The following is a 25,841-nucleotide window of genomic DNA, read 5'->3' as shown; positions in this document are numbered from 1 at the left end:
AAGGATTTAATTGACAGATATTTGGTAATAATAAGTAAAATGCTATAATTGTTAAATGGATGAGAGGGGAGAAAGTGAAAATGAAGAAATGGCTAATGCTATGTGCTGTAATGCTCATTAGTCTTGTGCTCGCAGCCTGTGGTTCTAATGATGAAGGCGACAATAAAAGTACCAAGGAGGGAAAGACCGCAGATGAAAAAGCAGAGGTAGCAGATGATAAGGAAGATAACACTAAAGAAGAAAGTCATACAGATGAAGAAGAATCCGCTACAGATTCAGAAGAAAATGAAGAAAATGAAGAAAACGAAGCTGCTGCTGTAGAGACACAGGACTTTGACTTTGATCCATTCGATGAAAATATTGTAACCCTTCAATTAGAGCAGGGCGGTGTTACTGTAAAACTTACTTATAAAGCAGATGGTGACACAGTCTATGAACAGACAGCAAATAATGAAGTGCTTTATTCTGCCTTAGGAGTATCTACACCAGGAGAGGCAGAGGAGATGATGGCAGAAAGCGCTGAAGAATTTCAGGGGATAGAAGGGGTCACTCATAACTTTGAATATCTGGATGATAAAATTATGGAAACATTAACTGTAAACTTTGATGAGGCTGATCTATATGAAGTAAGTCAAATGACAGGATCGGATTATGAAGGGGATTTAAGCATGAGCAGAGTAAGTTTACAGCAATCTGTTCAAATGCTTCAAGCTGAGGGATATGAAATTGTTGAAAGTGGCACAGACGCCAAAAATACAGCATCAGCCGAATCAGAAGCTGATGATATTGCTGAAGAAGCTGCTGATTCGGGTTCTGTGAATAGTGGTACATATAAAGTTGGAGAAGAAATCAAAGCTGGAGAATATCTGGTTATTGCTGATTCAGCGGGTTATGTCGAAGCAGCTTCAAGCAGATTCGGAACATCAGACAGCATTATTTTTAATTTAAATTTAACAGAAGGATCTCATACATATATTACTGTAAAAAATGGTGACTATTTAAACCTGGAGAACGTTGCCGCATACACGGTTGAAGAAGCACCAACTATTATTCCGGAGGATGGCGTATATACAGATGGCATGTACAAAGTCGGTGAGGATATTCCAGCCGGAGAATATAATTTAGTATTGAATGAAGAAGCATTTGGAGATATGGGTTATCTGGAGGTTGCAAAAGACAGCAGTCATGGTCTTTATTCGATAGAGACAAATGAACTGCCAAAAGATGATACCAATATAACGGTTCAGGAAGGTCAATATTTAACAATAAAAGACATGACTATTGATACAAATTAAATAAGAAATCTCTCTTTCCAATTCGGTCAGGGAGATTTTTATTAATAGTATATTTATCGAAAATAAATGTTTACTATTTGAAAAAGTTTTAATTTTCTTATACTATTTGATATAAATTAAAGTCACAAAATGCAGTGCGAGGGTATAGAATACACCAAAAGTAAAGCTATGCAGAAATTATAATCATCTCATTACTGTGAAGGCATCAGTAGTAACCAGAAAAGTATAAGGGGGCAATGAAATGAAGCCGATTATTGGAGTGACAGCGTCGATGGAAGCAGATGGAACGGAATATAAGATGCACCTGCGGAATATAAGAGCTATTGAACAAGCTGGAGGCATCCCGGTTATTCTGCCGTATTATAGTGATTATCAGGAAATAGCTGTATTACTTGATAAAATGGATGGCCTCTATCTGCCGGGCGGCTATGATATCGATCCTTCTTTATTTCAAGAAGAGCCAAATCCGAATCTTGGAACCATCATTCCTGAAAGAGATCGATTAGAAAAGGAAATTATCTCCTATTTCTTGGAGAAGGATAAGCCGGTACTGGGAGTTTGCAGAGGATGCCAGATTTTAAATGTCGTTACAGGAGGAACCATGTATCAGGATTTAGATTCACAATATCCGAAGCAGTTAATTCAGCATACTCAAAAAGCTGCATTCCATCATCGTTCACATACTGTCAAAATAGCCCGGCCTTCTTTATTGGAAAAACTGGTTCAAGCGGAGAAGATCAGGGTAAACAGCTACCATCATCAGGCAAATCGCGCTCTTGGTAAAGATTTTATGGTTTCTGCTGTAGCAGATGATGGTGTGATGGAGGCATTTGAAAGTAAAATACATCGCTTTGTTTTAGGATTACAGTGGCATCCGGAAGGCTTGATTAATCTTTCGGATGATCCATCATTGGCTATTTATCAAGGCTTTATTCAGGCATGCAAAGAAAAGTAGATTATTAGTTATAGGAATGTACAATGAGAGTTGCGTGTATGGAATATAAGGTGCAAATTGTTTTAGATACTATTTTAGAAGAAGTGTCGTACAGGTGACCTCAGCAAATCGGAATTTGCTGGGGGCATTTGTAAGATAGATTTTATGTTATTTATTTTTGATGCTGCTGTTTTCATTTAGTGCTTTAACATAGCAGACACATTGATGCTTTCTTTCAATACCAGCAAACTGTTCAAGGTCTTTCCTTGTATAATGCGAAAAGGAAGATACAGGGAAAAGCTGGTCTGTAGCAGACTGGAAATGGCTTTTAATTTCATTTCCTTCTAAATAAATATGATAATAAGAGTCAACCATAGTAAAGCCCATTTTTTCATACCAATTCTGAACCCATTTATCATCCCGTGTCCATGCTTCAAGGTAATTCAATTTTTGTGTTTTTGCTATTTTCTCAGCCTCATTCAATAAGGCTTGCCCAATTCCTTGCCGGGAATAATCGGGATGTACTGCAATATGCCAGATCATTCCTCCTAAACCGCTGTTGCGGGAGCAAACCGTACCATTCTCATTTTCATATTCTATATCAATTAGTCCTGCAATTTTTCCTTCGATTTCAGCGACAAGTTCAATAGACGGAAACGCATAGGTTTCTTTTTCCTGAAGCACATTATCAAAATAAGCTGTTTCTAAAAAGGCAAGTACGCGGCATTGAAGCCACCCTCTCTCATCTGCCGGAGTATATGCTCTGATTTTCATATTTTTCCCACTTTCCAAGCTTTAGTGATATCTGGTCGTAATAATATAAAAAGAGAGACCTTCCAAAATATTATTTATCAGGTCTCTGTAAAGATTTCATTCTGTATTAATTTGTTCCGTTTTATGCTAAAGAACTATTTACATTAGACGGCTCTTTTGCAGAGGAAGTTTATTTTTTTATGGAGCACCTCTGTATAATTTTTAGCAAGTAAGATTATGCCTGCCAGTTTTCCGCAATAAATTCGTCCCGTCCTGATTTAGCGCGATCTTCTTCATACTCGGCCTTACTCTTTTTATAAAAGTCCTGATGATAATCTTCAGCAGGATAAAAAACAGATGCAGCTTTAATTTCTGTTACAATTGGTTTAGAGAATCTTCCGCTGTCAGCAAGTGCGTGCTTCGCTTTTTCAGCAAGCCCTTTCTGTTCCTCACTATGATAAAAGATAGCAGTTCTATATTGCTCGCCTCTATCCTGGAATTGTCCATCTGGATCAGTCGGATCGATCTGCGGCCAATATAGATCAAGAATGGTCTGGTAGTCGATAAGGGAATCATCATAAGTAATTTCTACTGCTTCATAATGTCCTGTATTTCCTTGTTTAACTTGCTTATAATCAGGATTTTCTATGTGCCCGCCTGTGTAACCGGAAATAACCTGATGTACGCCGTCCCATTGATCAAAAGGCTTCACCATACACCAGAAGCAGCCGCCGGCAAATGTTGCTTTTTGTAATGTCATATTAAGTCCCCCTTGAGGCTTTTCAAAAGTCACGATAATTTGTAGAATGAAATTAATATAACATATTTAAGTATTTTTTAGAAATAAGGTGACATCATGGAAGAACCATTTGTACATAGGATTTTTAATAATAAACAGAATGAAATAAAAAATAGTATGTTTTTATCGAGACTTGGTTTTGCAAAAGAGAACCCGGACAAAAAGATAGCTATCTTTGATAAAAGTATTTTTGCTTTTCCAATTAGGCATTACAATGAACCGGATACAGATAAATTATTTACAGAACGTGCAGGAGAAAAGAAGGAAAACCTTTCTGTTCTGGAAATGGATGAGTATTCTGTATTTATCGGTGATATTTATCAATTTGGGAAAGCTGTCATCCAGGTTTCCCAGCCCGGGATGGTATCGCAGAAAGAGATGGAAAATGGATTCAAAACAGGCTGGTATTTCCGGGTGCTGGAGGAAGGCAAAATTCAGCCGGAGAAAGATTTACAGCTGATAGAGCGTCCGAATCCTAAATGGTCTATTGCAGCCTGTAATGAAGTAATGTATATAGACCGTGATAATTTATGGGGAGCAGATGAACTGTTTCATTGCACAGATTTGGGGGTCGTCTGGAGGAAAACATTGAGAAAGAGATTGAGAGGGTTTTAGAATGGCAGGCTGCTAATGCAGCATTCGGAATCTTTATTCTTAGAACCATCAACTATAGGAGTAAACGCTGCTTCGTCATTTGTCATAGCTGTCACATCATCGTTAGTTAATGAAATTATTGCTTAATAGAATAGCGTGCCAATGAAAAAAGAAGGTGAGAAATCTCCTTCTTTTTTATCGCAGTGTAACTAGCTGGACCTGCGAATACTCGCCCGGGCTTTTGTAAGGTTCCTGCTTTTTGATCACACTTAAGGTGCAGGCTCTTGTGGTACTCATATTCAGCAGGGAACGAAAAGAAAACCATCACTGAATAAAGCCTGACTATGTTCTTAAGGCATATAAAGGCGATTTGCCAGAGGTAGAATTCACTACAGAAAAACATTAAATTATTTCTTCTTTTTGTCCATAATCTATTAAAGCTTCAAAAGGATCTCCTGTTAATTCAAGCATATGGCAAAATGCCTGCTCTGTCTTAAATCCTTGTTCTTTTAAAGCAATAATTTCGCATTGCCAAGATGGATTCGTATCGAGCAGATATTTTTCAATTACCATATGCAGATAAGCATATTGCTGCGTTACAGCTTGAGCTTGTCCAAATAATTCAAATTGAAAATTATCATAAATAAAATTTGCTTTTACTATCGATTTGCTTCTGATTATCTTCTGTTTAAGTTTGAATTGAGAGCAGGATCCATAGAGAAAGTTAATTTTATTTCTGAAATCGCTGAAATCATGAACTTCCATAATAATATCTAAATCAGAGGATGCTGTATCTATACGGAGTGGTATGGTTCCACATAAAATTGGAGAGTATATTTTTAAATCCTCTATAATATTCAGCTGGTTAATCACTTTAAATGCTTTTCTTTGTTTTTTATTCCCAGACTTTAGATATTCCAGATTTTTCAACATATATCCCACCTCATTTATTAAGCTGCAGTATCTAAACTATACCGGATCACACTTTTTAAATAAAGTGTAAATATGGTCTAGCCGTTTATCAGAAATCATATGAATGAAGGAGAATCTTTTATAAAGGGTGCTCACAAGAGCCCCTAATAATAGGGGTGTTGATTTCTTGAAGTGCGAGGGATAATCATGCTCGGGACCTGGGTCCTGATAAACTTGAGGCACGTTTGTAAAGGCCATGTTTTCTTAATCTTCAAGCCCCATTCAGCCAATTTTTTGAACTTGCATTTATACAATATTTTCTTATAGCCTCATTTACCAGAATTGTGATAAATTAAAGTCATCCTATTTCACATAGGATCAACGTGTTTTGTTTTAGAAAATAAAGGGAATTATTCACAAGATATGATATCTTATTGGATGTGCTTTTCTTCCGTTTGAAACGATATTTTATGAAGGTAAAGGGGGAATCAATATGTTAGAGAATGCGCTCACTATGGTGGCAATTATATTTATAGTTAATGTCTTATACGTATCACTCATGACGATTCGTATGATTTTGACATTAAAGGGCAGAACGTATATTGCTGCATTTGTGAGTATGTTTGAGATTGTTATTTATGTTGTCGGGCTGGGATTAGTGTTAGATAATCTGGATCAGATTCAAAATCTGATCGCTTATGCCATTGGTTTCGCAACAGGTTTAATTATTGGTTCCAAAATTGAAGAGAAGCTTGCACTTGGATATATCACCGTGAATGTTGTTTCCGCGAATCCCGATTTAAAATTTACACAGCGTCTCCGTGAAAAAGGATATGGTGTAACAAGCTGGTCCTCCTATGGAATGGATGGGGACAGGCTTTCTGTTCAAATTTTAACACCTAGAAAATATGAGTTGAACCTGTATCAGGCAATTCATGAAATAGATCCAAAAGCATTTATTATTTCCTATGAGCCAAAACGAATCCACGGCGGATTCTGGGTGAAGCAAGTCCGTAAAGGAAAATTAATGCGAAAAGAGAATAAAACAAAAGAACAAGCACAAAAAGAAAGCCGACAGAAAGAATAATCATTAAAAACCGAACATTAATTAAATGTAAAGCTTAAATTGTTCGACATTATCTTGCATTTTTCTATTTTATTTGGTATGCTAAAGCCAACAATTGAAAATGCCTCATATATACTTGAGAATATGGCTCAAAAGTTTCTACCCGGCACCGTAAATGACTGGACTATGAGGGAGGATGAGCTGCTGTTTTTAGTAAACAGCAGATGTTGAATGATGCTTATAAAAAGAGAATGTTCAAAAGTCCGATTAGTCATATTTTGAACCCTTTTTCAATGAAGTCTATTCATCTTCCCTTATGGGAGATGAATGGACTTTTTTAATGTTTTATATTGATGTAAGGGTTATTGAGAAAATATTTTATCAACTCTATCAAAAACCGAACATTATTTTAATAATTAGCTTCTAAAATTCGTAAAACAAAAAATAACTAAAAACAGAAAGAGGGATTTGATGGCTCAAGTTGGTGTCATTATGGGAAGTATCTCAGATTGGGAAACAATGCAGCATACCTGCAAAGAACTTGAAACTCTAAATATCAGCTATGAAAAAGAAATCATTTCCGCTCACCGTACTCCAGATGATATGTTTACCTACGCTCAGAATGCGCGGGAAAAAGGATTAAAGGTCATTATTGCCGGAGCTGGCGGAGCAGCACACCTGCCCGGGATGGTCGCAGCACAGACAACCCTCCCTGTTATCGGAGTTCCTGTAGAAAGCAAAGCGCTTCAAGGAGTTGATTCACTCTTATCTATTGTTCAGATGCCTGGCGGTGTACCGACCGCAACAGTTGCCATTGGAAAAGCTGGTGCAAAAAATGCAGCCATTTTAGCAACGCAGATTATCAGCACATTTGATAAGGCAGCAGAGAAGTCATTAGATGAACACCGGACTGCAATGAAGGACGCTGTCCAGGAAATGAGGGATCAGCTTGCAACCTATTAAAAAAATATTACCTCCTCAGACAATCGGAATAATTGGCGGCGGCCAGCTTGGAAGAATGATGGCGATTGCGGCCAGGTATATGGGATACCGTATTATTGTTTTAGACCCGGCACCAAATTGTCCGACAGCACAGGTAGCTGATGGGCAAATCACGGCAGATTATGCAGATTTGGCAGCTGTAAAAGAATTAATCGAAAAAACAGATGTGATTACATATGAGTTTGAAAATGTGGACTTAAAGGCTGCAGAACTTATCCAGAACGCAGGAAAACTTCCACAGGGTGCATTGGCATTAGAGGTTACACAGAACCGGGAAAAGGAAAAACTGCTTGTTGATGAATTAGAACTTCCTGTTCCCGCATTTCGAATTGTAAAAACGGAAGAAGACTGCAGAGAAGCATTATCCGTTATCACGCTGCCGGCGGTGATTAAAACCTGCCGCGGAGGATACGATGGGAAGGGTCAGCTGAAACTCGTAACAGAGGAAGATAAAAATGAAGCTTTAACATTTTTCAGAGAGCACGGCTACTGTATAATAGAGCGATGGATTCCCTTTGACAAAGAAATCTCGGTTGTTTTTACAAGGTCGCAGCAGGGAGATATCACTTTCTTCCCGATTGCAGAGAATGATCATCGTGATCATATCCTGTACAAAACTACGGTTCCCGCAGATGTTGACGCTGCGTTTGAAGATATGGCGTATGCCATGGCGGCGAAAATTGCCGAACGGATGGAAATTGTCGGTACCTTTGCTATTGAAATGTTTGTCGGGGAAGATACGATTTACATTAATGAAATGGCTCCAAGGCCGCATAATTCCGGACATTATACGATTGAAGGCTGCAATATCTCTCAATTTGCACAGCACATCCGGGCAGTTTGCGGACTGCCGCTCATTCCTGTCAATCTGTATCAGCCAACTGTGATGGTTAATATTTTAGGTGAATCCCTTTCGAAGGCTATCCAGTTTACTACTGCACATAACTTTGGTTTTCTTCATCTTTATGGAAAAGAAGAACCGAAAGAAAAACGAAAAATGGGACATATTACATTTACAGTGGAAACATCGGAAGCTTTACAGAAACAATTGGATATTTTTGAGGAGGCAATACAACAATGATCGAACGTTATACAAGAGAAGAAATGGGCAATATTTGGACAGAGGAAAATAAATTTAAAGCATGGCTGGAGGTAGAAATTCTAGCTTGCGAAGCATGGAGTGAGCTAGGTTTTATTCCCGAAGAAGATGTAAAAAAACTGCGCGAGAATGCTTCCTTTGATATTAATCGCATATATGAAATTGAACAGGAAACACGCCATGATGTGGTGGCATTTACCCGTGCAGTATCAGAAACTTTAGGCGAAGAAAGAAAATGGGTTCACTATGGATTGACTTCTACAGATGTTGTCGATACAGCTCTTTCTTATTTGTTAAAGCAGGCTAATGAAATTTTAAGAGATGGTCTGCATCGGTTTGTCGGGATTTTAGAAACGAAGGCAAAAGAACATAAGCATACTGTTATGATGGGACGTACACATGGTGTGCATGCAGAGCCGACAACATTTGGCCTGAAGATGGCTTTATGGTATGAGGAAATGAAGCGTAATTTAGAGCGTTTTGAGCTTGCTGCTAAAAATGTGGAATTTGGAAAGCTTTCCGGAGCAGTTGGGACCTACGCGAATATCGATCCATATGTAGAGCAATATGTCTGTGCAAAGCTGGGTACAACACCTGCTCCAGTATCTACACAAACATTACAGCGTGACCGTCATGCGGCTTATTTATCTACATTAGCTTTGATTGCTACATCAATTGAAAAGTTTGCAACGGAAATCCGGGGACTGCAAAAGACAGAAACAAGAGAAGTAGAAGAACGTTTTGCAAAAGGACAAAAAGGATCCTCTGCGATGCCGCATAAACGTAATCCAATTGGCTCAGAGAATATGACAGGAATGGCACGGGTTATCCGCGGCTATATGGTAACGGCTTATGAGAATGTGGCTTTATGGCATGAACGTGATATTTCGCATTCCTCTGCAGAGCGTGTGATTTTACCGGATGCGACCATTGCTCTGGATTATATGCTGCACCGTTTTGGTAATATCGTGGAGAATTTAACGGTATTTCCTGAAAACATGAAACGAAATATTGACCGTACACATGGAGTTATTTTCTCCCAGCGTGTGCTGCTATCTTTGATTGATAAAGGAATGGCACGTGAGGCAGCTTATGATATTGTTCAGCCAAAAGCAATGGAAGCATGGGAAACTGCAACTTCCTTCAAAGCTTTGGTAGAGCAGGATGACCGGATTACAAGTAAATTAACCCAGGCAGAAATTGATGATTGCTTTGACTATACCTATCATTTAAAGAATGTGGATCAAATCTTTACAAAAATTGGATTGGCATAGGAGGATTCCAGCATGGAACTTGAGCTTTTATACGAAGGCAAGGCAAAGAAGGTTTATCAATCGGACACGAATGAAAATCATTTGATTCTCTCATATAAGAATGATGCAACAGCTTTTAATGGAGAGAAGAAAGCTCAGTTTACAGGGAAGGGGAGACTCAATAATGAGATCTCTTCCCTCCTATTCAAGGCATTAGAGGAAAAAGGAATCCAGTCACATTTTATCAAACGGCTGGATTCTGTTACTCAAATGGTTCAGAAAACAGATATTATTCCGTTAGAGGTGGTAATTCGGAATATTGCGACAGGAAGTATTACAAAGCGTTTGGGTATCCAGGAGAAAACACCTTTTGAACCTGCACTGACAGAATTATTTTACAAGGATGATAGTTTAGGAGATCCATTGATTAACGATGAGCATGCTCTTTTCTTAACGGATATTACGGAGGAAGAATTAAATAGTATCAAGCAAAAAGCAAGACAGGTAAACCTGGCATTAACAGATATATTTGCTGCTATAGGTGTCCGGCTGGTGGATTTTAAATTAGAATTCGGCAGAAATAAGGAAGGGGAAATTCTGCTTTCCGATGAGATATCTCCTGATACTTGCAGGTTATGGGATATGGAAACGAACGAAAAGCTCGATAAAGATGTTTTCCGTCAAGGCACAGGAGATTTAATTACCGTATATGAAGAAATATTAAACCGTTTGGAGGATCAGCTATGAAAAAGGTGCAGGTGTACATTACATTAAAACAAGGTGTTTTAGATCCGCAGGGAAAAGCAATTCAAACTTCCCTTCATGCTTTAGACTATCCGGAGGTTGATGATGTCCGTGTCGGAAAATATATTGAGCTTCAGGTAGAGGAAGGACCTGACTTGGAGACAAGAGTGACACAAATGTGTGAGCAATTATTGGCAAATCCGGTCATTGAAGACTACCGGATTGAATTAGAGGGGGCACGGTAGTTGTGAAGGTAGCTGTTATTGTTTTTCCAGGTTCCAATTGTGACAGGGATATGTATCATGCGGCAGGAGAAATTGCAGGTGCCCATGCCAGTCTGGTCTGGTATACCGATACGCATTTACTGGATGATGTAGATGGAATTCTTATCCCGGGCGGATTCTCTTATGGAGATTACCTGCGCTCCGGTTCAATGGCCTCTACATCAGATATTATGAATAAAATTCGTGAGCATGCGGAAAAAGGCAAGCCTGTACTGGGCATTTGCAATGGATTTCAAATTTTGACGGAATCTGGACTTCTTCCTGGAGCATTGATGCGTAATAAAAATCTTTCTTTTATGTGCCATCAGGAAGAGTTGATTGTTGAGGATAACGAGAATGTTTTTACGACATTATACGATACAAATGAAGTAGTCCGTTTTCCAATCGCACATGGAGAAGGTAATTACTTCTGTGACGATGAAACATTAAACGAGCTAAAGGCCAACAATCAAATCGTATTCACCTATAAAAATAATCCGAATGGTTCTGTGGCAGATATTGCCGGTATCCGTAATAAAGCCGGTAATGTGCTGGGCATGATGCCGCATCCGGAACGGGCAGTGGAAGCATTATTAGGGAGTGAAGACGGCTTACGGCTATTTCAATCTATGATTGCGAATTGGAGGAGCAGCAATGCAGTTAACGCATAATATTAATCCAGAGAAAATTGAACAAGACCGATTATATCAGGATATGGGTTTAAGTGATGAAGAGTTTGAAAAAATCAAAACGATCCTTGGCCGCCGTCCCAACTTTACAGAGACCGGTATCTTTTCTGTTATGTGGTCAGAGCATTGCAGCTATAAAACATCTAAACCGCTATTAAGAAAATTTCCGACAGAAGGCGAGAATGTTCTGCAGGGCCCTGGAGAAGGTGCCGGAGTTATTGACATTGGTGATGGACAGGCAGTTGTTTTCAAAGTAGAAAGTCATAATCATCCCTCTGCTGTGGAGCCATACCAGGGAGCGGCAACCGGCGTCGGCGGAATTATCCGTGATGTATTTTCTATGGGTGCCCGCCCGATTGCATTAATGAATTCTTTACGCTTTGGACCTTTAACAACAAATCGTACTAAGTATCTTTTCTCAGAGGTTGTTGCCGGTATTGCCGGTTATGGAAACTGTGTCGGTGTTCCAACAGTAGGCGGAGAGGTGCAATTTGATGACAGCTATGAGGATAATCCGCTTGTCAATGCCATGTGTGTGGGCCTGATTAATCATGATGATGTACAAAAAGGAATTGCTGCCGGTATTGGCAATACCATTTTGTATGCCGGACCGCCAACCGGAAGAGATGGTATTCATGGTGCTACCTTTGCCTCGGATGATTTAGCAGAGGATTCTAATAAAGACCGTCCTGCTGTTCAAGTAGGCGATCCCTTCATGGAAAAGCTGATTATTGAAGCATGTCTGGAGGTAATTCATTCGGATGCGCTTGTCGGGATGCAGGATATGGGAGCTGCCGGTTTAACCTCTTCTGCGAGCGAAATGGCGAGTAAGGCTGGTACCGGGATGGAAATGAACTTAGATCTTGTACCGCAGCGCGAGCGGAATATGACTGCCTATGAAATGATGCTGTCTGAATCACAGGAGCGGATGCTTCTTTGTGTCAAGGCTGGCCGTGAGCAGGAAATCATTGCTATTTTTGAAAAGTATGGCTTGCAGGCTGTTCCAGTTGGAAAGGTTATCGAGGAAAAAGTATTCCGGATTAAACATCATGATGAGGTGGTAGCTGATATTCCTGTAGATTCGTTAGCCGATGATGCGCCCGTGTACCATATGCCATCAAAGGAAGCTGAATACTACCAAGCTTTTCAACAAATGGAGGTTCATACACCGCATGTAGATAATTATGGAGAAACGTTAAAACGATTATTACAGCAGCCAACCATTGCCAGTAAAGAATGGGTATATGATCAATATGATTCCATGGTGCAGACAAATACAGTTGTTACACCAGGATCTGATGCAGCAGTTGTCCGTATTAAAGGAACAGATAAAGCATTAGCAATTACGACGGACTGTAATTCCCGCTATATTTATTTAGATCCGGAGGAAGGCGGTAAGATTGCTGTCGCAGAAGCTGCCCGCAATATTGTCTGCTCTGGGGCTAAACCATTGGGTCTAACAGATGGATTAAATTTCGGTAACCCGACGAACCCGGAAATCTTCTGGCAAATGGAAAAAAGTGTAGAAGGTATGAGTGCTGCGTGTGAAGCATTACAAACACCAGTTATCAGTGGAAATGTATCCTTATATAATCAATCCAAAGGAAAATCTATTTACCCGACGCCGGTTGTCGGCATGGTTGGATTGCACGAATCAACCGCACATATTACACCAAGCTTTTTCCAGGAAGCCGGAGATATCATTTATCTTGTCGGTGAAGCCCGAAATGAGTTTGGCGGCAGTGAATTGCAATTTATCCAGGACGGGAAGTATGAAGGAAAAGCTCCACACCTGGATTTGAAAATAGAGGCAGATCGGCAGGGAAAATTGCTTTCTTTGATTCAGCAAGGAAATATCCAATCTGCTCATGATCTTGCAGAGGGCGGCTTAGGAGTTGCATTAGCGGAATCTTTATTCGCGGATGAAGTGCTTGGTGCAAAAGTAGAGCTTTCAGGCAATGCTGCTGTAGAGTTATTCAGTGAAACACAATCACGTTTTCTTGTTACAGTAAAGGCAGAAAATCAGGGGGCCTTTGAAGAAGTATTTGCAGATGCAGCAAAGCTTGGTGAGGTAACAGCAGATAATCAGCTGACAGTAAGGGCAAATAATGAAATCATTCTTCAGGAAAAAGCTGCTGAATTAAAAGCACTTTGGAAAGGAGCTATTCCATGCTTGCTGAAATCAAAGGCATAAATGAAGAATGTGGAGTGTTCGGCATTTGGGGTCATAAGAAGGCAGCAGAATTAACCTATTACGGATTACATTCGATGCAGCATCGCGGCCAAGAGGGAGCAGGGCTTGTTGTCAGCAAAGATATGCAATTAAAAGCTCATAGACAGCTTGGTCTCGTTAATGATGTCTTTAAGCATGTGAATTTTGATGATTTTAGCGGAGAAATTGCCTTAGGGCATGTCCGATATGCAACCCAGGGTGGAAAAGGACTGGAAAATGTACAGCCTCTTGTCTTTCAGTCTCTGACCGGCGGGATGGCTTTAGCACATAATGGAAACTTAATGAACGCAACGAAATTACGTGAAGAACTCGAAAAAGAAGGAAGTATTTTTCAAACTACTTCAGATACAGAGGTGCTGGCACATTTGATCAAACGAAGCGGAGAGGTGAGCGAAGCAACCGTTTCAGAGGCGCTTAATCGTGTGAAAGGTGCTTATGCCTACCTGATTTTAGAGGATGATACCTTATACGCAGCACTGGACCCTGCCGGGATAAGACCACTTTCAATTGGCAGATTGGGTGAGGCTTATGTGATAGCTTCGGAAACCTGTGCTTTTGATCAGATTGGTGCTACTTTTGAACGGGAGGTCTTACCGGGAGAATTGATTAAAATTAATGAAGAAGGTCTGACTTCATTCCGGTTTGCTCCACGTGGAAAAAGACAGATGTGTGCGATGGAGTATGTTTATCTTTCCCGTCCTGACAGTGATGTGAATTATGTCAATGTACATGCCTCCCGTAAACAGATGGGAAAAGAATTAGCCAAAGAAGCTCCAGTTGAAGCAGATCTAGTTATTGGTGTGCCGGATTCCAGTATTTCAGCAGCTATCGGCTATGCAGAAGAAAGCAAGCTTCCGTATGAAATGGGCATTATCAAAAATCGTTATGTGGGAAGAACATTTATCCAGCCATCACAAGAATTAAGAGAGCTTGGAGTGAAAATGAAGCTGTCACCTGTCCGGGGAATTGTAGAAGGAAAGCGTGTCATTATGATTGATGATTCGATTGTCCGTGGAACAACGAGCCGGCGAATTGTGAAAATGCTCAAAGAAGCAGGTGCGAGTGAAGTCCATGTGCGTATTGCTTCACCACCTATAACAGATCCATGTTATTACGGAATTGATATGTCTACCAAGGAAGAGCTGATTGGAGCAAACAACACGGTTGAGGAAATTGGTGAAATTATTGGGGCAGACAGTATTGCCTACTTATCTGAAGAGGGATTAGAAAATGCAATAGTCAAGGATAAAACCATCAATCAAGGTGTATGTATGGCTTGCATGACTGGTTTGTATCCTGTTGCTCCGGCTGATAAGAAAGAAATGGACACATCAAACTGCTAAGATCAAAAATCACTTTGGAGGGTAAAAAAATATGTCAGATGTTTATAAAAAAGCTGGTGTAGATGTTGAAAAAGGCTACGAAGCAGTAGAGAGAATGAAAAAACATATAAAAAAAACGCATCGGAAAGAGGTATTGGGCTCTTTAGGTTCCTTTGCCGGGGCATTTGATTTATCCTCCTTTTCTTATAAAGAGCCTGTTCTGCTTACGGGAACAGACGGAGTCGGCACAAAATTAAAGCTTGCTTTTGAGTTGGATAAGCACGATACGGTAGGAATTGACTTAGTAGCGATGTGTGTCAATGATATTATTGCACAGGGAGGCGACCCGCTTTTCTTTTTAGATTATATTGCCTGCGGGGAAAATGATCCTGCCCGAATTGAAGCGATAGTATCTGGTGTTGCGGCAGGCTGTCAGGAAGCAAATGCTGCATTAATCGGCGGAGAAACAGCTGAAATGCCGGGTATGTATGAGGCAGATGAATATGATTTGGCTGGTTTTGTTGTAGGAATTGTTGAAAAAGAAGAGATTATTACAGGCAAAACAATCGCAGAAGGAGATACGTTGATTGGATTAGCTTCCAGCGGGATTCATTCCAATGGCTATTCTCTTGTCCGTCAGCTGATTGAAGGGCTGGATTTTAAAGAAACACCCGAAGGATTATCAAGACCTTTAGGCGAGGTGGTTATGGAGCCTACGAGGATTTATACAAAAGCAATTAAAGCTATCAAAGAAAAAGTACATATAAAAGGTATTGCGCATATTACCGGCGGCGGATTTGATGAAAATATACCACGCATGCTTCCGGAAGGTCTTGGAGCAGCGGTGCAGCAGGGAGCATGGGACGTTCCTAAAATTTTCCCTTTCCTGCAAAAGCGTGGTGAAATAGATGACCGTGAAATGTATCGCGTTTTTAATATGGGTATAGGTATGGTTATTGCCGTCTCCAAAGAAGATGAGCAGACAGTCTGCGATTTATTGCAGGGGAACAATATCGAAGCTGCTGTTATTGGGTATGTCGTTCCAGGTGAAGAGGTGCAAATTACTTCATGAAGCAAAGATTGAGTGTATTTGCATCAGGAACAGGCAGTAACTTTGATGCCATGATGCAGGATGAAAAAATTGCAAGCTCCATTGTTTTGCTTGTTTGTGATAAACCGGGAGCCGCTGTCATAGCTAAGGCTGAAAAATCAGGTGTTGAGACACTTGTACTGGCTCCAAAAAGCTTTTCTTCCAAGGAGGAATATGAAAAAGTTATCTATGAAAAGCTTCAATCTCTTAGAGTTGAATGGATTTTCTTAGCCGGTTATATGCGTCTTATCGGAGAAACATTACTTTCACATTATGAAGGCCGGATTATTAATATTCACCCGTCTGTTTTGCCGGCTTTTCCTGGAAAGGATGCCATTGGACAAGCCTATCGGGCCGGAGTCCCAGAAACGGGAGTAACAGTTCACTATGTAGATGAAGGAATGGATACTGGCCCAATCATTGCGCAGGAAAAAATAGAAATGATTCCTGGTGAGGCAGAAGAGCAGCTGAAAACCAGAATTCAGGCGGTAGAGCACCGCTTATATCCAAATGTGATAAAACAACTTACGCAGAATGTAACGGAGGAATTATAATGAAAAAACGTGCGCTAATTAGTGTATCTGATAAAACAGGTGTCGCAGAATTTGCAAAAGGATTAGAGGCAAAAGGGTTTGAAATCTTATCAACCGGCGGAACCATCCGTTTGTTAAAAGAAGCTGGTGTACAGGCTATTCCCGTAGAGGAAGTAACAAATTTCCCGGAAATGCTTGATGGCAGAGTAAAAACATTACATCCGATGATTCATGGCGGACTTTTAGGAAAGCGTGACAATGAGAGTCATCGCACGCAAATGGAAGAACATGATATCGCACCAATTGATCTTGTTGCGGTCAATCTCTATCCGTTTAAAGAAACAGTTCAAAAGCCGGGAGTAAGCCATGATGAGATTATTGAAAACATTGATATTGGCGGACCTTCCATGCTTCGTTCAGCAGCAAAAAATTTCGTAGATGTACTTGTTGTCGCAGATCCTTCAGATTATCCATCTGTATTGGCAGCTTTGGAAAAAGAAGAGGATACTTATGCTTTCCGCCAGCAATTGGCAGCCAAGGTGTTCCGCCATACAGCACATTATGATGCGATGATTGCAGCGTATTTCCAAACACAGACAGAGGAAGTATTCCCGGAAACATATACGGTGACATATGAAAAGGTACAAGACTTACGATATGGGGAAAATCCGCATCAGCAGGCAGCATTTTACAAATCACCTATTCAGAACACTGCAACCCTGGCAACTGCGAATCAATTACACGGCAAAGAGCTTTCTTATAATAATATTCAAGATACGAATGCAGCATTAGAGATTCTGCGTGATTATAAAGAACCAGCTGCAGTTGCAGTAAAGCATATGAACCCATGCGGTATCGGAATTGGCGCAACCTTGGCAGAGGCCTTTGGACGTACATATGAAGCAGATCCTGTTTCTATTTTTGGAGGTATCGTTGCCTGCAATCGACCAGTTGATATAAAAACAGCTGAACAGCTTTCTTCTATTTTCTTAGAAATTGTTGTTGCTCCTTCCTTTGATGAGGATGCCCTGGCTTTGTTAACGAAGAAGAAAAATATCCGCCTGTTAGAATTGGATGTTTCTAATCAGCAGGCAGATCAAAAACGTATGACAACCGTTGATGGCGGTGCTCTGATTCAGGATTTAGATGTAAAAGAGGTTACAGCTGATGAATTAGAGGTTGTGACAGAAAAACAGCCGACGGAAGCAGAGATTGCTGATTTGCTATTTGCCTGGAAAGCTGTAAAGCATGTGAAATCAAACGCTATTGTGCTTGCCAAGGACGCACAGACTATCGGTGTAGGGGCTGGTCAGATGAACCGGATTGGCGCAGCAGAAATTGCCATTAAGCAGGCGGGAGATAAAGCAAAAGGAGCAGTGCTGGCGTCGGACGCATTTTTCCCAATGCCGGATACTGTAGAAGCAGCTGCCAAAGCTGGAGTTACAGCGATTATTCAGCCAGGCGGCTCCAAACGTGACCAGGACTCCATTGATGTATGTAACCAATATGGCATTGCGATGGTCAATACATCTGTCCGTCATTTTAAACATTAATTACTCAACTTTCGTATCTAAAAAAATAACTTGCTTATCATAGAGACAGGTGTTGATTATTTCTTCCATCTATCTCATGTTAAAGCATAAACTCTAGCTAGAAAGAAGGTAACGTGTAATGCCCCGCTGCGGCGGACCGTTTTGCTTTCGACGTACAGCTCTTTTCGATGGGGCGAGTAATCGCAGTCCCAGGACGTACTAATGCAGGCGTTGCAACAACGCTTTTCGATGGGGTGAGTAATCGCAACCCCAGGACGTTGCGACCTTAGCCTGCCTAGGGGCATGCTCTTCAGCTAACTTTTGCCAAGAAGAGCACTTGGAAAAAGTGGATCTTCAGATGATGCTAATCCCTGTCCAGCTACAAGCGTCAAAAACTAGACAACTTCCCGACAGCGCCTACGATAAAGAAGACTTAGTGACTGGCAAGCCGTCAGGCGCAGACAGAGCTAAAGTCGCGCTTATGCCCCGAGGGTGAAAGTCATCATCCGTTCGTAAACTCACGGTGATTCCTTTATCTCAGTTGCTTCGGTCCAGTTGTTACGTTTTTAAACGACGCTTTCCGCTTTCCTCACAGGAGTCAAAACGGTCCAATAGAGATTAGATAGTAAAGGACATATTTTTCGTGGTGCATATAAAAATGTCCTATCACGATTATTTTCTTTTCAGGAAAGCTATTCTTGATATTTATTATTCATGCTGTGTGGTGTGTCATAGTTTCAATTGCCACAGTAACCATTTGAAACACTAAAATGATCTTTTCATCAAGCAAAAGACAATGATTTCATCCAGCTCCATCAGGCTATGATTTCTTTCATTCACTGTAGAAGCTTAACTGAGCGTAGTGGTTGGGCGGAGCGGCGCTATACACAATCTGTATTTCAATAAAAAGGTGACAAAATGCAAGCAGGATAATGAAGAACATGCTTATCCTTGTAAGGTATAGATGTTTATTCTCAGGTGCGAAAGTTGAGTTAATTATATAGAAGCTCTTGTATTTTTTCCTATTTATGCAAGAGATGTTTAATCAATGCAGAGCCCAAAAAAATATCATTTTGTTTGATATCCTGGAAACGGAGGATAAGCTATGAAAATATTAGTAGTAGGACGCGGTGGCAGGGAACATAGTATTGTCAAAAAATTAAAAGAAAATCAGCAGCTGAAGAAAATTTACGCAGCTCCAGGAAATGCCGGGATGGAAGAAGATGCAGAGTGTATTCCAATAGATGAAATGAATATAGAAGAGCTGGCGGCTTTTGCTAAAGAGGCGAAAGTGGATTTAACCATTGTTGGTCCTGAAAATCCATTAAATGCAGGTATCGCCAATCATTTTCATCAGGAAAATCTTGCTATCTTTGCCCCTTCAAAGGAAGCAGCCTGGCTGGAAGGCAGTAAAAGCTATGCTAAAGATTTTATGAAAAAATATGATATTCCCACAGCTTCCTATGGTGTTTTTCAGGATGCAGTGCAGGCTAAGAAACGTATTGCCGAGACGGGAGCCCCGATAGTTATTAAAGCAGACGGCTTAGCGGCCGGTAAAGGCGTCATCGTTGCAATGACGGAGGAAGAAGCTAATCAGGCGATTGATAATATGCTTGTTGATAAAGCATTTGATCAGGCCGGCTCTACAGTAGTTATTGAAGAATATTTAGAGGGTGCTGAATTCTCCTTGATGGCATTTGTACATGAGGATAAAGTCTATCCAATGATGGCAGCAAGGGATCATAAGCGGGCGTTTGATAATGATGAAGGCCCAAATACAGGCGGTATGGGGGCCTTTGCGCCAATTCCCGATTTAACAGAAGAGGCCTTCGAGTTTTCTGTAGAGCAGATTCTAAAGAAAACGGCGGAAGGTATGATAAAAGAGGGCAGACCCTTTACAGGAATTCTTTATGCAGGATTAATGCTGACAAAGAATGGTCCAAAAGTAATTGAGTTCAATACCCGTTTTGGAGATCCGGAAACCCAGGTAGTTCTTCCATTATTGAAAAATGATTTAGTGCAGGTCATGCAGGATGTTTTAGCGAAAAAGAACCCAAAATTAGAATGGCATAAGGAAGCTTGTGTTGGTGTTGTTCTTGCATCGGAAGGATATCCTGGTCAGTATAGCAAAGGGAATCCTCTTCCGCATTTTGATGATGAAGATACTTATATTATTCATGCAGGAACGAAAAAGGCACCTGAAGCGTTTGTATCTGACGGAGGAAGAGTGCTCTTGGTCGGCGGTCGGGCAGAGACACTCACACAGGCAGCAGCTAAAGTGTATCAGCAGCTGGATAAAGCAGAACTAAACGGTAACTTCTTTTACCGGAGTGATATCGCTAAATAAAAAATAAACATGCAATGGATAGAAACAAGTCCTTGCATGTTTATTTTTTATTTAGAGCGTTTAAAGAAAATATATAGATTTTTTGCAGTAAAACCGTTAAAAAAGGGTATATTACGAAGGAGAATGTATTTAGAATAACGGCTTTACTTTTGCGGTAATATACGTTATTTTTAATAGCTATTTTATTTGAAGATAGATTTAGTACTTATAAGCTGTAATTTACGGATGTTTAATAAATCATGATTTGTGTAATATAATAAATACAAATTTAAGAAATGGAGAGATTATATGCCAAATATTATTTACACTTCGCCGAGCAAATATGTTCAGGGAAAAGGAGCCTTAAAGGAGCTTGGAAAATACGTTGATGCAGTTGGTAAGAAACCACTAATTATATCTGACGAGGTCGTATGGGAAATTACGAAAGAAACCGTTGAAAACAGTCTGAAAGATGCAAATATCGATTTTCACTTTGTCTCATTTAATGGAGAAGCCTCCTTAAACGAAATCAGCCGTATAACAGAGGAAGGAAAAAAAGCAGAGGCTGATTTTGTCATTGGCATCGGCGGCGGAAAAACACTGGATACTGGAAAAGCAGTTGCTGATGAATTAAAAATCAGTGTTGTTGTTGTGCCTTCCACAGCATCAACGGATGCACCGACAAGTGCCCTATCTGTTATTTATAATGATGACGGTGTATTTGATTCCTATAAATTTTACAATAAAAATCCAGAATTAGTACTCGTCGATACAAAAGTAATTGCTGGTGCACCGCCCCGTTTATTTGCTTCAGGAATTGCAGATGCTATGGCAACGTGGGTAGAAGCAAGAGCAACCATTAGGAGTAATGGAGAAGCGATGGCTGGAGGAAAAACCAGTATTGCCGCACGTGCTATTGCGGAAGCGTGTGAGAAAACTTTATTTGCATATGCGAAACCAGCCTATAAAGCAGTAGAGAAAGGGCTGGTAACCAGACACGTGGAGGCTGTGGTGGAAGCAAATACGCTTTTATCAGGGCTTGGTTTTGAAAGTGGCGGACTGGCTGCAGCACATGCAATTCATAATGGCTTTACGGTACTCGATGGAGATATCCACCATTTGACCCACGGAGAAAAGGTTGCGTATGGTACTTTGACACAGCTCGTGCTGGAATTGCACCCAGAAGATGAAATTCAAAAATATCTTGAATTCTACCGTTCATTGGGTTTGCCAACGACATTGAAGGAAATGCATTTAGATGAAGCATCTTATGAAGATTTACGAAAGGTTGGGGAAGCAGCAACACAAGAAGGAGAAACAATGGGTAATCTCTCTAAGGAAATTACTGCAGACGATGTTGCTGAAGCAATTTTAGCTGTTGATCAGTTAAGTAAAAAGTAATTGAATTGGTAAACAGAAGAAGAGCTTTGTATCTTTCGCAGATACAAGGCTTTTTTTCTGTTTAGATAAAGGCATAAGTGCTTTAATTTATAAAATTTTAACTTCAGAAATAGTTTGACTTTTTACTCTAGTTGTAATACTATGAACGATACAAATGTATACTGTATACAAGAGGTGATCGTTATCGTAAATATTGTGAAGAAAACATTAAAGAGTCAAGTATATGATTACTTAAGAGAACAAATTATTGTCGGAAAATTCAAACCAGGGGAAAGGTTGATTGAAGAAAAAATAGGTGAAGAGCTGAATGTAAGCAGAAGTCCTATTCGGGAATCCATACGGATGCTTGAGAAGGAAGGATTTCTGAATTTATCAAAAGCAGGCGGTGTAACCGTAGTTGAGCCATCGCTTACAGATTATCAATATTTATATGAGTGCAGGATAGAGATGGAATCTCTGGCAGCTTATTATGCTGCTATGAGGCGGACAAATGAACAGCTGCTGCTAATGGAAAAAGAAGTGGAGAACACAGTTCTTCACCAAGAAACACAAGATGAAACACGTGTTACTGTAGCCTTTCACGACATTATTATCGAAGCCAGCGCGAACCCTTTTCTAATATCAATGCTTCGCACACTGCGGGGTGTTAATAGCTTTTATCGGGAAGTTATTGTTGATAAAGATCCAAAATATAAAGAGATAGCATTTGTGGATCATGAACAAATATGGCAGGCAATTGCCGAACAGGATGCAGATGGCGCAAGAGAATTAATGAAACAGCATATCGAAAGAGATTTCACACATTTTATGAATTTAAACAGAGAAGAGCCGGAGGGATAAGATGGGGACGAAAAAGCCTCTTGAAGGAATAAGAGTATTAGAATTAGGAAATATTGTAGCAGCTCCTTTTGCAGGAAAACTTTTTTCTGAATTTGGAGCAGAGGTTATTAAAGTAGAAGAACCGACAAATGGAGATCCACTTAGAAATTGGAGAGTAATGTATAAAGATACCTCCGTCTGGTGGCATGTCCAGTCACGTAATAAAAAATCAATCACAGTTAACCTTCGCGAGGCAGAAGGACAGGAGATTATTAAAAACCTGACAAAAAAAGCAGATGTTGTTCTGGAAAATTTTAAACCGGGAACTTTAGAAAGATGGGGATTGGGTTATGAAGATTTGAAGAAAGTAAACCCGGCGGTGATATTAACAAGAATATCCGGTTATGGGCAGACAGGTCCTTATCGGGAAAAAGCCGGTTTTGGCAGTGTTGCAGAAGCAGTTGGAGGTTTAAGATACCTGACAGGATACCCGGATCTGCCGCCAGTTCGTGTCGGAATTGCTATCGGAGATATGGTAGCCGGATTATATGCAGTGATCGGAACACTGATGGCGCTGCGGGTACGTGATCGTGATGAGGAAAAACGGGGACAGGAAGTCGATGTTGCTCTTTATGAATCTGTATTTAGTTTATTGGAAGGAATGCTCCCGGAGTTTGATTTAACAGGGGAGATTCGTGAGAGAACGGGAAGTACACTGCCGGGTGTTGCACCATCCAATTCCTATTTATGTGCAGATGGTTCTTATGTCATTATTGGTGGAAATGGAGACCGGATTTTCCAGCGGCTGATGACAGCAATAGGAAAAGAAGATATGGCGAGGGATTTAAAATATGCAACAAATCAGGATAGAGTAAATAATGTTGAATACATTGATGAAGTGATTGAATCCTGGACGAAGCAATACCCGATTGAAGAAGTACAGCGGATCTTAGACGAAGCTTCTGTTCCAGTCAGTCCTATTTACAGCATTAAGGATATTATCAATGATGCACATTATAGTGCACGGGATATGATACAGGAAATTGAGCTGGAAGATGGCAAGATAGTAAAAACACCCGGAATCGTTCCAAAGCTTTCCGAAACACCTGGAAGAATTGAAACGAATGGACCGGCATTAGGTGAACATAATGAAGAAATCTATAAGGAGTTTCTGGACTTCTCCTATGAAGATTTTAAAAGGTTAAAAGAGGGAGGAATTATCTGATGGCACAGGTGACCATTATTGATGTAAGTCCCCGCGATGGATTACAGACTGAACCGGATTTAATAGCTACAGAAGATAAAGTAAAACTTATTGATAAATTAACAGAGGCAGGATTAGAAAAAATTGAGGTAACTTCTTTTGTTCATCCGAAAAGAGTTCCGCAGATGGCCGATGCGGAGGATGTATTAAAGCAGGTCAGTCATAATGAAAAATTACAGGCAATCGCATTAATCCCAAATCAGAGAGGGTTTATGCGTGCGAGCGCTTTTCAGGGGTTGGAACTAAATTGGGCAGCTTCGGCAACGGAAACTTTCAGTGATAAAAATTTAGGGATGACCATTGAAAGAAATTTCGAAATATTCAATGATGTGATCAAAGAAGTAAAAGCAAAAGGGATGAAAATCTGTTTTTCCATTGCAGTCAGCTTTGGATGCCCCTATGAAGGCAAGGTCGACGAAGAAAAAGTTCTTGAATTAGTGGAAAAAGCTGTACAGGCTGGAGCAGACAGAATCGGAATTGCAGATACAATTGGAATCGCAACACCGGATGAAGTGGGCAGCTTATTCAAAAAAGTATTACATGCAGCCGGAGACACAAAGGTTTCTTTTCATATTCATGATACCAGAGGATTAGGAATTGCGAATGCATATGCTGCTTATTTAGCAGGTGTGCGTATTTTCGAAACAGCTGTCAGCGGTATTGGAGGATGTCCATTTGCACCGGGCTCAGCAGGAAATTTAGCAACGGAAGACCTGGTGTATCTGTTTGAGCGCATGGGAGTTAAAACTGGAATTAATGTAAGTAAGCTGTTTGAGGCTGCAGATTTTGCAGCAAATATTTCTACTAAAACACCGTTGGGAAGAATACGTCAATTAGATAGAGAGCGCACAATAAAGGAGATGAGTGAATGAAAACACTATTCCGTCTTTCTTTTTTGCTGCTCATGGCGGGTGTCCTTTTAGCAGCCTGCAGCAACAATGACCAGAAGCCGAAAGAAACAGAAGCAAGCGGGGCAGAGTATGAACCAGCTACGATACGAATAGCGTATAACTTACCGGCAGGCCACCATATTTCAGAAGGTGTCGAAGAATTTGTCAAGAAAATAGAAGAGAAATCAGATGGGCAGATAGATATGCAGGTTTTTGCGAATGGACAGCTGTTGACAGATAAAGATATGAACCAGTCGCTTTTAACAGGCGGTGTAGAAATGGGAATGAATTCATCCACGATTTGGGCTTCTACTGTACCTGCTATGGGAATTTTTGATGTTCCATATGCGTTTGAGACATATGAAGAAGTTGGGGACGCAATAAATGGCGAGCTGGGGGGGATACTTCGTTCAGAGATGGAGGATGTCGGTGTGAAAGTGCTTATGTTTGCTGACTATGGATTTGGCCAATTTGCGAATAATAAACGCCCATTGGAATCACCGGAGGATTTTAAGGGTCTGAAGATTCGCAGCGTCGGAGCACTTCCTTCTGAATTTATTCAAGCTTATGGCGCATCCCCTGTATTTATGGGAGGCGGAGAAGTTTATATGGGGCTGCAGAGAAAAACAGTTGATGGTGCAACATCTGGAACTACTGCAATGGTGCAGCGTAATTATGACGAAGTGACCGATTATTTAACAGTAAATAATTATGTTTACTTTGAGTTTATTCTTGGAGTAAATAAAGATTTTTGGGATGGATTACCGGAAAAAACACAAAAATTAATCGAGGACACTGCCAGCGAAACAGAAGAATGGATTCGCCATCAGACAAAGCTGGAGGATGAGAGAACTTTACAGGAGCTAAAGGACAGAGGAATGGAGGTATATGAAGTACCAGAAGAAGATATTCCTTTCTGGAAGGAGGCTTCTATGCCAGTCTGGGAGAGTTTCAGGAACGAAGCTGGAGCTGTTGGCGAAGAATTATTAGACATGGTGGATGACAAATAAAGTTGCTCAATATTTAGA

24 protein-coding genes and 1 riboswitch are annotated in these 25,841 nt (G+C 40.4%); of the genes, 21 read left to right on the top strand and 3 right to left on the bottom strand.

Translation table 11 applies throughout. The annotated features are described in order from the left end of the window. Positions 1–80 precede the first annotated feature (80 nt). Both IEX29_RS03320 and IEX29_RS03315 read left to right on the top strand, forming a co-directional pair. Complete coding sequence (locus IEX29_RS03320; protein ID WP_188733102.1) at positions 81–1,295, top strand: DUF1307 domain-containing protein; 1,215 nt, start codon at positions 81–83, stop codon at positions 1,293–1,295. A gap of 241 nt (positions 1,296–1,536) precedes the next feature. Then, positions 1,537–2,250 (top strand): gamma-glutamyl-gamma-aminobutyrate hydrolase family protein, encoded by a 714-nt coding sequence (locus IEX29_RS03315; RefSeq protein ID WP_188733101.1) that lies wholly within the window; start codon positions 1,537–1,539, stop codon positions 2,248–2,250. Between the two features lie 147 nt (positions 2,251–2,397). Here IEX29_RS03315 and IEX29_RS03310 read toward each other — a convergent pair whose 3' ends face one another. Together IEX29_RS03310 and msrA are read right to left on the bottom strand one after the other, a co-directional pair. Next, positions 2,398–3,003, bottom strand: coding sequence for a GNAT family N-acetyltransferase (locus IEX29_RS03310; RefSeq protein WP_188733100.1), 606 nt, complete (start codon positions 3,001–3,003; stop codon positions 2,398–2,400). Positions 3,004–3,217: 214 nt separating this feature from the next. Continuing rightward, the gene (msrA, locus tag IEX29_RS03305) at positions 3,218–3,742 is read right to left on the bottom strand and encodes a peptide-methionine (S)-S-oxide reductase MsrA (RefSeq protein ID WP_188733099.1); all 525 of its coding nucleotides are present in this window, start codon (positions 3,740–3,742) and stop codon (positions 3,218–3,220) included. A gap of 96 nt (positions 3,743–3,838) precedes the next feature. Here msrA and IEX29_RS03300 point away from each other — a divergent pair, with 96 nt between their 5' ends. Further along, entirely contained in the window at positions 3,839–4,396 is a 558-nt protein-coding gene (locus tag IEX29_RS03300; protein WP_188733098.1) for an MOSC domain-containing protein, read from the top strand. Positions 4,397–4,777: 381 nt separating this feature from the next. Here IEX29_RS03300 and IEX29_RS03295 read toward each other — a convergent pair whose 3' ends face one another. Then, entirely contained in the window at positions 4,778–5,308 is a 531-nt protein-coding gene (locus IEX29_RS03295) for a DUF4269 domain-containing protein (protein WP_188733097.1), read from the bottom strand. Positions 5,309–5,780: 472 nt separating this feature from the next. Here IEX29_RS03295 and IEX29_RS03290 point away from each other — a divergent pair, with 472 nt between their 5' ends. From IEX29_RS03290 to IEX29_RS03205, 18 genes are all read left to right on the top strand, one after another. Further along, positions 5,781–6,374, top strand: coding sequence for a DUF2179 domain-containing protein (locus tag IEX29_RS03290; RefSeq protein ID WP_188733096.1), 594 nt, complete (start codon positions 5,781–5,783; stop codon positions 6,372–6,374). Positions 6,375–6,459: 85 nt separating this feature from the next. Further along, a riboswitch (purine riboswitch) is annotated at positions 6,460–6,560 on the top strand. Between the two features lie 264 nt (positions 6,561–6,824). Beyond that, complete coding sequence (purE, locus tag IEX29_RS03285) at positions 6,825–7,316, top strand: 5-(carboxyamino)imidazole ribonucleotide mutase (protein WP_188733095.1); 492 nt, start codon at positions 6,825–6,827, stop codon at positions 7,314–7,316. Next, a complete protein-coding gene (gene purK / locus IEX29_RS03280; RefSeq protein WP_188733094.1) occupies positions 7,303–8,436 on the top strand; it encodes a 5-(carboxyamino)imidazole ribonucleotide synthase in 1,134 nt (377 codons plus the stop codon). The genes purE and purK overlap by 14 nt, the downstream gene beginning before the upstream one ends. Further along, a complete protein-coding gene (purB, locus tag IEX29_RS03275) occupies positions 8,433–9,728 on the top strand; it encodes an adenylosuccinate lyase (RefSeq protein ID WP_188733093.1) in 1,296 nt (431 codons plus the stop codon). Before purK ends, purB begins: the two co-directional genes overlap by 4 nt. Before the next feature lie 12 nt (positions 9,729–9,740). Then, entirely contained in the window at positions 9,741–10,454 is a 714-nt protein-coding gene (purC, locus tag IEX29_RS03270) for a phosphoribosylaminoimidazolesuccinocarboxamide synthase (protein WP_188733092.1), read from the top strand. Then, positions 10,451–10,696, top strand: coding sequence for a phosphoribosylformylglycinamidine synthase subunit PurS (gene purS, locus IEX29_RS03265; protein WP_188733091.1), 246 nt, complete (start codon positions 10,451–10,453; stop codon positions 10,694–10,696). Before purC ends, purS begins: the two co-directional genes overlap by 4 nt. Positions 10,697–10,698: 2 nt before the next feature. After that, positions 10,699–11,385 carry a phosphoribosylformylglycinamidine synthase subunit PurQ gene (gene purQ, locus IEX29_RS03260; protein ID WP_188733090.1) on the top strand — a complete coding sequence of 229 codons (687 nt, stop codon included), beginning with the start codon at positions 10,699–10,701 and terminating at the stop codon, positions 11,383–11,385. Further along, positions 11,369–13,597: a phosphoribosylformylglycinamidine synthase subunit PurL gene (purL, locus tag IEX29_RS03255; RefSeq protein WP_188733089.1), complete on the top strand. Its 2,229-nt coding sequence runs from the start codon at positions 11,369–11,371 to the stop codon at positions 13,595–13,597. Before purQ ends, purL begins: the two co-directional genes overlap by 17 nt. Then, positions 13,573–14,979 (top strand): amidophosphoribosyltransferase, encoded by a 1,407-nt coding sequence (gene purF, locus IEX29_RS03250; protein WP_188733088.1) that lies wholly within the window; start codon positions 13,573–13,575, stop codon positions 14,977–14,979. Before purL ends, purF begins: the two co-directional genes overlap by 25 nt. A gap of 31 nt (positions 14,980–15,010) precedes the next feature. After that, complete coding sequence (purM, locus tag IEX29_RS03245) at positions 15,011–16,030, top strand: phosphoribosylformylglycinamidine cyclo-ligase (protein WP_188733087.1); 1,020 nt, start codon at positions 15,011–15,013, stop codon at positions 16,028–16,030. Beyond that, positions 16,027–16,602 carry a phosphoribosylglycinamide formyltransferase gene (gene purN, locus IEX29_RS03240; protein ID WP_188733086.1) on the top strand — a complete coding sequence of 192 codons (576 nt, stop codon included), beginning with the start codon at positions 16,027–16,029 and terminating at the stop codon, positions 16,600–16,602. The genes purM and purN overlap by 4 nt, the downstream gene beginning before the upstream one ends. Next, on the top strand, positions 16,602–18,134 hold the full coding sequence (gene purH / locus IEX29_RS03235; RefSeq protein WP_188733085.1) for a bifunctional phosphoribosylaminoimidazolecarboxamide formyltransferase/IMP cyclohydrolase: 1,533 nt from the start codon (positions 16,602–16,604) through the stop codon (positions 18,132–18,134). The genes purN and purH overlap by 1 nt, the downstream gene beginning before the upstream one ends. 1,084 nt (positions 18,135–19,218) lie before the next feature. Next, positions 19,219–20,460, top strand: coding sequence for a phosphoribosylamine--glycine ligase (gene purD, locus IEX29_RS03230; RefSeq protein WP_188733084.1), 1,242 nt, complete (start codon positions 19,219–19,221; stop codon positions 20,458–20,460). A gap of 288 nt (positions 20,461–20,748) precedes the next feature. Beyond that, positions 20,749–21,840, top strand: coding sequence for a glycerol dehydrogenase (locus IEX29_RS03225; RefSeq protein ID WP_188733083.1), 1,092 nt, complete (start codon positions 20,749–20,751; stop codon positions 21,838–21,840). Between the two features lie 141 nt (positions 21,841–21,981). Further along, positions 21,982–22,680: a GntR family transcriptional regulator gene (locus IEX29_RS03220; protein ID WP_229720072.1), complete on the top strand. Its 699-nt coding sequence runs from the start codon at positions 21,982–21,984 to the stop codon at positions 22,678–22,680. A 1-nt stretch (position 22,681) separates the two neighbouring features. Next, a complete protein-coding gene (locus IEX29_RS03215) occupies positions 22,682–23,884 on the top strand; it encodes a CaiB/BaiF CoA transferase family protein (RefSeq protein ID WP_188733082.1) in 1,203 nt (400 codons plus the stop codon). Continuing rightward, positions 23,884–24,795: a hydroxymethylglutaryl-CoA lyase gene (locus IEX29_RS03210; RefSeq protein ID WP_188733081.1), complete on the top strand. Its 912-nt coding sequence runs from the start codon at positions 23,884–23,886 to the stop codon at positions 24,793–24,795. Before IEX29_RS03215 ends, IEX29_RS03210 begins: the two co-directional genes overlap by 1 nt. Further along, complete coding sequence (locus IEX29_RS03205) at positions 24,792–25,823, top strand: TRAP transporter substrate-binding protein (RefSeq protein WP_188733080.1); 1,032 nt, start codon at positions 24,792–24,794, stop codon at positions 25,821–25,823. Before IEX29_RS03210 ends, IEX29_RS03205 begins: the two co-directional genes overlap by 4 nt. The last annotated feature ends 18 nt before the right edge of the window (positions 25,824–25,841 follow it).

Source organism: Oceanobacillus neutriphilus (assembly GCF_014645515.1).
In the GTDB taxonomy this organism is placed as follows: Bacteria; Bacillota; Bacilli; order Bacillales; family Amphibacillaceae; genus Oceanobacillus; species Oceanobacillus neutriphilus.
This window is presented reverse-complemented; position numbering and strand designations above follow the sequence as displayed.

Coding starts and splice junctions, on each gene's coding strand:
- IEX29_RS03320 (WP_188733102.1), top strand. CDS start 81: ATGAAGAAATGGCTAATGCTATGTGCTGTAATGCTCATTAGTCTTGTG.
- IEX29_RS03315 (WP_188733101.1), top strand. CDS start 1,537: ATGAAGCCGATTATTGGAGTGACAGCGTCGATGGAAGCAGATGGAACG.
- IEX29_RS03310 (WP_188733100.1), bottom strand. CDS start 3,003: ATGAAAATCAGAGCATATACTCCGGCAGATGAGAGAGGGTGGCTTCAA.
- msrA (WP_188733099.1), bottom strand. CDS start 3,742: ATGACATTACAAAAAGCAACATTTGCCGGCGGCTGCTTCTGGTGTATG.
- IEX29_RS03300 (WP_188733098.1), top strand. CDS start 3,839: ATGGAAGAACCATTTGTACATAGGATTTTTAATAATAAACAGAATGAA.
- IEX29_RS03295 (WP_188733097.1), bottom strand. CDS start 5,308: ATGTTGAAAAATCTGGAATATCTAAAGTCTGGGAATAAAAAACAAAGA.
- IEX29_RS03290 (WP_188733096.1), top strand. CDS start 5,781: ATGTTAGAGAATGCGCTCACTATGGTGGCAATTATATTTATAGTTAAT.
- purE (WP_188733095.1), top strand. CDS start 6,825: ATGGCTCAAGTTGGTGTCATTATGGGAAGTATCTCAGATTGGGAAACA.
- purB (WP_188733093.1), top strand. CDS start 8,433: ATGATCGAACGTTATACAAGAGAAGAAATGGGCAATATTTGGACAGAG.
- purC (WP_188733092.1), top strand. CDS start 9,741: ATGGAACTTGAGCTTTTATACGAAGGCAAGGCAAAGAAGGTTTATCAA.
- purS (WP_188733091.1), top strand. CDS start 10,451: ATGAAAAAGGTGCAGGTGTACATTACATTAAAACAAGGTGTTTTAGAT.
- purL (WP_188733089.1), top strand. CDS start 11,369: ATGCAGTTAACGCATAATATTAATCCAGAGAAAATTGAACAAGACCGA.
- purF (WP_188733088.1), top strand. CDS start 13,573: ATGCTTGCTGAAATCAAAGGCATAAATGAAGAATGTGGAGTGTTCGGC.
- purM (WP_188733087.1), top strand. CDS start 15,011: ATGTCAGATGTTTATAAAAAAGCTGGTGTAGATGTTGAAAAAGGCTAC.
- purN (WP_188733086.1), top strand. CDS start 16,027: ATGAAGCAAAGATTGAGTGTATTTGCATCAGGAACAGGCAGTAACTTT.
- purH (WP_188733085.1), top strand. CDS start 16,602: ATGAAAAAACGTGCGCTAATTAGTGTATCTGATAAAACAGGTGTCGCA.
- purD (WP_188733084.1), top strand. CDS start 19,219: ATGAAAATATTAGTAGTAGGACGCGGTGGCAGGGAACATAGTATTGTC.
- IEX29_RS03225 (WP_188733083.1), top strand. CDS start 20,749: ATGCCAAATATTATTTACACTTCGCCGAGCAAATATGTTCAGGGAAAA.
- IEX29_RS03220 (WP_229720072.1), top strand. CDS start 21,982: ATGAACGATACAAATGTATACTGTATACAAGAGGTGATCGTTATCGTA.
- IEX29_RS03215 (WP_188733082.1), top strand. CDS start 22,682: ATGGGGACGAAAAAGCCTCTTGAAGGAATAAGAGTATTAGAATTAGGA.
- IEX29_RS03210 (WP_188733081.1), top strand. CDS start 23,884: ATGGCACAGGTGACCATTATTGATGTAAGTCCCCGCGATGGATTACAG.
- IEX29_RS03205 (WP_188733080.1), top strand. CDS start 24,792: ATGAAAACACTATTCCGTCTTTCTTTTTTGCTGCTCATGGCGGGTGTC.